The following is a 1,281-nucleotide window of genomic DNA, read 5'->3' on the forward strand; positions in this document are numbered from 1 at the left end:
GGCTCAACCCATGCCCGGTCATGCGGCCCTCCTCGACCAGCCGCGCGACATTGTCGATGTTGATCTTGCTCCAGATGCTCTTCTTGCCGCGCGGCGTGTAGCGCTGCAGGAAACTCTTGTCGTCCAGCCCCTTGCGCACCGCGTCGATCCAGCCGAAGCACAGCACGACGTCGATGGCTTCTTTCGGCGTGATCGACTTCAGCCCCGACCCAACCTTGTGTACCTTGATCCACACTTCGGTTTCCGTGGCGTGGTGTTTGCCGAGCCAGGCGTAAAAGCTGGCCGGATCGGGGAATTCCCTGACCTTGTCCGGATCGACCTTGACCGGCGCCATCAGCGGGCCTGCCGGTTCAGAATTGTTGTCGCTGGCGTCGCGGTCATCTTGCCTCCGTCATCTTGCGATTCCCCGCATCATGGCATGGTTCACTGTCGGCTTTCGTCAGCAGCGGGACACGCTGCCACGAAGCAACGGAACGCACGATCCATCGCCGCGTTGCGGCAAGAGTGCAACCAGATGGACGAGCGCGACACTTCCCCCACCGTGCTATAGGACCACAAATGCCACGTTGGGGGATGTGCCACGATGAAATCTCTGCTCTTCGCCCTTGCCTTGATGCTACCCACAGCAGCCCTCGCCGAACCGATCGAAACCCAGAAGATCATCACCGCGCTGACCGGTGACTTCAACGGCGACGGTGCGCCGGACCTCGTCATGGTGGTCGAGACCAAGCCCACCGATCCGATGGACATCCATTTCTTTCTCAGGGACAAGGAACACAATTAGCTCAAGCCCGTCGAAATCGTGCGCGAACAGATCGGTGGCGCGTGGAACGGTTACGACCGGCCGGGCTATGAGAACTCCGACACCGAGCCGGAGCTGACGATGCTGCCCAACGGCTCGATCAAATTCTATCTGCCGGCGCCGGAGATCGGCAGCGAGCGCACCAACCAGACGCTGACCATCGCCTACCGCAACGGCGCCTTCATCGTTGCCGGCTTCGCCTACGATTCCGATGATTATCTGCAGGAGAATGCAGCCAGCGCCTGTGACTACAATGTGCTGACCGGCAAGGGCACCAGCTCGAAGCAGCAGCCGGACGGCAGCACCAAGCACAAGACCGTGTCGGGCGAAGGCCAGATCGTTGCCTTCAAGGACTGGAACTCGGGCGACGCCTTCTCCGCTTGCCAGGAATAAGCGGCGCGCCCTACCCCTCCGGCCGGCGTCAGACCGGCGGCGGTGCTGCCGGTGTCAGCCCGTGGCGGCGCATGATCTCCATCATC

General features: G+C 61.8%; 3 protein-coding genes. 2 read left to right on the top strand and 1 reads right to left on the bottom strand.

All coding sequences use genetic code 11. The features are described from left to right. Window positions 1-334, bottom strand: a 334-nt coding sequence (locus AC1DX0_RS35985; RefSeq protein ID WP_477359272.1) for a YdeI/OmpD-associated family protein, incomplete at its 3' end; no start/stop codon positions are given. A 249-nt stretch (window positions 335-583) separates the two neighbouring features. On the opposite strand from AC1DX0_RS35985, the gene AC1DX0_RS35990 reads away from it, so the two are divergent. After that, window positions 584-784: a hypothetical protein gene (locus AC1DX0_RS35990; RefSeq protein WP_477224496.1), complete on the top strand. Its 201-nt coding sequence runs from the start codon at window positions 584-586 to the stop codon at window positions 782-784. A gap of 18 nt (window positions 785-802) precedes the next feature. Next, a complete protein-coding gene (locus tag AC1DX0_RS35995; RefSeq protein WP_477224497.1) occupies window positions 803-1,195 on the top strand; it encodes a hypothetical protein in 393 nt (130 codons plus the stop codon). The last annotated feature ends 86 nt before the right edge of the window (window positions 1,196-1,281 follow it).

This window comes from Mesorhizobium sp. P3_A9, from assembly GCF_056402975.1.